This is a genomic window from Asanoa sp. NPDC050611 (assembly GCF_040654855.1).
Taxonomy (GTDB): Bacteria; Actinomycetota; Actinomycetes; order Mycobacteriales; family Micromonosporaceae; genus Asanoa.
Map to the genome: position 1 here is coordinate 1 of NZ_JBFAIU010000500.1, position 3,961 is coordinate 3,961.

Below are 3,961 nucleotides of genomic sequence, written 5' to 3' on the forward strand. Positions count from 1 at the left end.
GCCCCGGCACGGGTCCCGCGCTCAGAAGAACGCGTACTGCTCCTCGGTCGCGTCGGCCACCTGGTCCGCGGCCGGGCGGTCGACGGTGACGGGCTCGCCGAGGGCGGTCAGCAGGATCTCGGTCGTCATCTCACCGGTGCTGAGCTCGACGGTGTACGAGAGCTCCGTCAGGCGGCCCTGCTCGTCGATCTTCGCCGTGTACGGCACCGCCGAGGCGTTCTTGGCCAGGCGCGACATCTGCTCGAGCGACTTCTTCTGGGTGGCCACCGAGACCTCCGCCGCCTTCTTGAGGTCGGCGGTGCCCGCGTAGGTGTCTCCGGCACCCTTGTTCGCCGTGACCACGCCGTCGAGGATGCCGGACTGGTTGGCCACGTTCAGCGACTCGCGCAGCGGGCTGCTCGGGTTGAGCTTGTCCAGGTCGAGCCGCAGGTAGGGCTTCTTACCGAGCCCGGGCGCCTTGATGAACATGTCGTCGGCGAGCTTGACGACCTCGGTCGTTCCGGTGGGCAACTCCATCGACATCCGGACGGCGTCCTTGGCGAGGTCCACGTTCGCCGACATGTCGGCGCTCTGCTCGGTGCCGGCGCTGATGTGCACCGTCATCGTGAAGGTCTTCGTGTCGAACGTGCGCTGGAACGACTCCTTGACCACCGTGACGGCGTCGCGGGTGTCGGCGGTGGGCGAGGGCGACGCCGAGGGTGGTGCGGCAGCGGTGCCGGCCGACTGCGTGCCGCAGCCGGCCAGGAACAGGGCGCCCGCGAGGGCGAGAACAGGAAGGGATCGAAACACGGGCAGGATGTTAGCGATCTTGGATGCGGCGCGCCGTCCCTTTTCCCGGCTTGACCGGCCTTACCGGCTTCCCGGCGCACGCGAACGGGGCGGCACCCGAAGGCGCCGCCCCGCTCGTTGCGTGTCGTTACAGGTACTGACCGGTGTTGCTGGCCGTCTCGATGGAGCGGCCGGCCTCCGTGCCCTTGCCGCCGGAGACGAGCGTGCGGATGTAGACGATCCGCTCGCCCTTCTTGCCGGAGATGCGGGCCCAGTCGTCGGGGTTGGTGGTGTTGGGCAGGTCCTCGTTCTCGCGGAACTCGTCGACGCAGGCGTCGAGCAGGTGCTGCAGGCGCATGCCCTTGCGGCCCGAGGCGAGGAACTCCTTGATGGCCATCTTCTTGCCCCGGTCGACGATGTTCTGGATCATCGCGCCGGAGTTGAAGTCCTTGAAGTAGAGGACCTCCTTGTCACCGTTGGCGTAGGTGACCTCGAGGAACCTGTTCTCTTCGGACTCGGAGTACATCCGGAGCACGACCGCCTCGATCATCGCTTCGACCGTGGCCTGGGTGTCGCCGCCGTGCTCGGCCAGGTCGTCGCCGTGCAGCGGCAGGCCGGACAGGATGTACTTGCTGAAGATGTCCTTCGCCGCCTCGGCGTCCGGACGCTCGATCTTGATCTTGACGTCGAGCCGGCCCGGCCGCAGGATCGCGGGGTCGATCATGTCCTCGCGGTTGGACGCGCCGATCACGATGACGTTCTCGAGCCCCTCCACGCCGTCGATCTCCGACAGCAGCTGCGGGACGATCGTGTTCTCCACGTCGGAGGAGACACCGGAGCCGCGCGTGCGGAACACCGAGTCCATCTCGTCGAAGAACACGATGACCGGCGTGCCCTCGCCCGCCTTCTCCCGCGCCCGCTGGAACACCAGGCGGATGTGCCGCTCGGTCTCGCCGACGTATTTGTTCAGCAGCTCCGGACCCTTGATGTTGAGGAAGTAGCTGGTGTGCTTCTCCTCGCCGCGCCGCTCGGCGATCTTCTTCGCCAGCGAGTTGGCGACCGCCTTCGCGATCAGGGTCTTTCCGCAACCGGGCGGACCGTAGAGCAAAATGCCCTTCGGCGGCCGCAGCTGGTGCTCGCGGAACAGGTCGGCGTGCAGGAACGGCAGCTCCACCGCGTCCCGGATCGCCTCGATCTGGGTGTGCAGGCCACCGATGTCCTCGTAGCCGACGTCGGGGACCTCCTCCAGAACGAGCTCCTCGACCTCGCTCTTCGGGATCCGCTCGTAGGCGTACGCGGACCGCGGCTCGATCATCAGCGAGTCGCCACTGCGCAGCGGTGCGCCGATCAGCGACTCGGCCAGGTGGACGATGCGCTCCTCGTCTGCGTGCGAGATGACGAGGGCACGGTCGCCCGCCCCACCGGACGGGTTGTCGAGCACCTCCTTGAGCATCACGACCTCACCGACCCGCTCGTAGCCGAACGCGTCGACCACGTTGAGCGCGTCGTTGAGCAGGACCTCCTGGCCGCGCTTGAGCTCCTCGGTGTTGATCGAGGGAGACACGGCCACGCGCAGCTTGCGACCGCCGGTGAACACGTCCACCGTGCCGTCGTCGTGGCGGGTCAGGAAGACGCCGTAACCGCTCGGCGGCTGTGCCAGGCGGTCGATCTCTTCCTTGAGTGTGACGATCTGGGCTCGAGCCTCTTTGAGGGTCGTGACGAGCCGCTCGTTGTTTTCGGACACTCGGGCCAGCTGCGCCTGCGTTGCCGCGAGCCGCTCCTCGAGCTGACGGACGTGTCGGGGGCTCTCTGTGAGCCTGCGCCGCACCAGAGCGAGTTCCTCCTGAAGGAACGCGACCTGGGTGGAGAGATCGTGGGTCTCCTTCTCCCACCGTGCGGCGCGCGCATCCGCGTCGTCGCTGCGTGCCACGTCCCACCTCCCCGGGGGGCTAAAAACGTTCTGTCATAACACTAACCGCTCCGACGACGTTTTAGACCCAGGCAACACCCTCGTCACCGACTCTTGATCTCGTCCGGTTGGCGTTCGTCACTGCCGACAGGCGCCAAAAACATCGTCGGGTACGGTCGGAACGTACGAACGTAGCGCGCGGGAGGCGAAGTGACGACTCAGACCGAGACTGATCAGTTGCGTGTCTGGGTGGACCAGGACCTGTGCACGGGTGACGGGCTCTGCGTGCAGTACGCGCCGGACGTCTTCGAGTTCGACATCGACGGGCTGGCCTACGTCAAGGACGCGTCCGGAGAGCTCCAGGTGTCACCTGGTGTCCGGGTTGACGTGCCCGCTCACCTGCGGTTGGACGTGCTCGACTCCGCCAAGGACTGCCCCGGCGAGTGCATACACGTCATGCGCGGCGACTCTGACGAAGAGGTCGCGGGCCCCGACGCGCCCGTCGAATAAACCGTCCCGGAATGGGTCGGAAATCTCACAGAGTGGGACGGCCGACCAGCGACGCGACCAGCCGGGCGAAGTCTTCCAGCCGGGCGATCTGCCCCGCTCCCCCGTCGTCGAGCGTCTTGCCGAACCGCAGCGCGTCGTGCCGGGGCAGGTGGGTGCCCTCCTCGGCGCCCCCGGCCTCGTCCATCGAGCTGAGCAGCAGGTAGACATCGATCGAGTCGGTGCGCGCCTGGCCGCTCGGCGACCGGGACAGCCGCCGCCGGCAGCCGACCTCGGTGACCGTCGACAGCGGCACCACCCGCAACGAGGACGTCATCGAGCCGGCGGGGCCGTCGGTGGGCGGGACGTCCTCGCCGTGCCAGAGCACGAGGCGGCTGCCGTCGCAGACCACGACCTCCTGCCAGACGCCGTTGACCTCGTTGACGAAGCGCTCCAGCGTGAAGCAGACGACCGTGGCGCCGTTGAGCACGCCGCCGAGGGCCTCCAGGGCGACGTCGGGGTCGCGCAGGTAGGCCCGGGCGGCGGAGTCCAGGTCGGGGTAGGGCGACCAGTCCGGGAACACGGCCGGCAGGTCGTTGCCGCCGCCGAAGGAGGGCCGGCTCATCTCGGCTCACCCTCCCCCGTCGCCGGGTGACCGCCGGCCTGGTCCGGCGCGGCTTGGTCCGGCGCGGCTTGGTCCCGGGCGGCCTGGTCCCGGGCGGCTTGGTCCGGCGCGGCCTGGTCCCGGGCGGCTTGGTCCGGCGCGGCCTGGTCCCGGGCGGCTTGGTCCGGCGCGGC

Annotated in this window: 4 protein-coding genes; 1 reads left to right on the top strand and 3 read right to left on the bottom strand. The window is 68.5% G+C overall.

Annotated features, from left to right (window positions below; genetic code table 11):
* Window positions 1–21: 21 nt before the first annotated feature.
* Both AB0H87_RS39050 and arc read right to left on the bottom strand, forming a co-directional pair.
* On the bottom strand, window positions 22–789 hold the full coding sequence (locus AB0H87_RS39050) for a hypothetical protein (RefSeq protein ID WP_360157981.1): 768 nt from the start codon (window positions 787–789) through the stop codon (window positions 22–24).
* A gap of 127 nt (window positions 790–916) precedes the next feature.
* Complete coding sequence (arc, locus tag AB0H87_RS39055) at window positions 917–2,698, bottom strand: proteasome ATPase (RefSeq protein WP_360157984.1); 1,782 nt, start codon at window positions 2,696–2,698, stop codon at window positions 917–919.
* Between the two features lie 189 nt (window positions 2,699–2,887).
* Here arc and AB0H87_RS39060 point away from each other — a divergent pair, with 189 nt between their 5' ends.
* Window positions 2,888–3,187, top strand: coding sequence for a ferredoxin (locus AB0H87_RS39060; protein WP_360157987.1), 300 nt, complete (start codon window positions 2,888–2,890; stop codon window positions 3,185–3,187).
* A gap of 25 nt (window positions 3,188–3,212) precedes the next feature.
* Here AB0H87_RS39060 and AB0H87_RS39065 read toward each other — a convergent pair whose 3' ends face one another.
* Complete coding sequence (locus AB0H87_RS39065; protein ID WP_360157990.1) at window positions 3,213–3,788, bottom strand: hypothetical protein; 576 nt, start codon at window positions 3,786–3,788, stop codon at window positions 3,213–3,215.
* Window positions 3,789–3,961 lie beyond the last annotated feature (173 nt).

Coding starts and splice junctions, on each gene's coding strand:
- AB0H87_RS39065 (WP_360157990.1), bottom strand. CDS start 3,788: ATGAGCCGGCCCTCCTTCGGCGGCGGCAACGACCTGCCGGCCGTGTTC.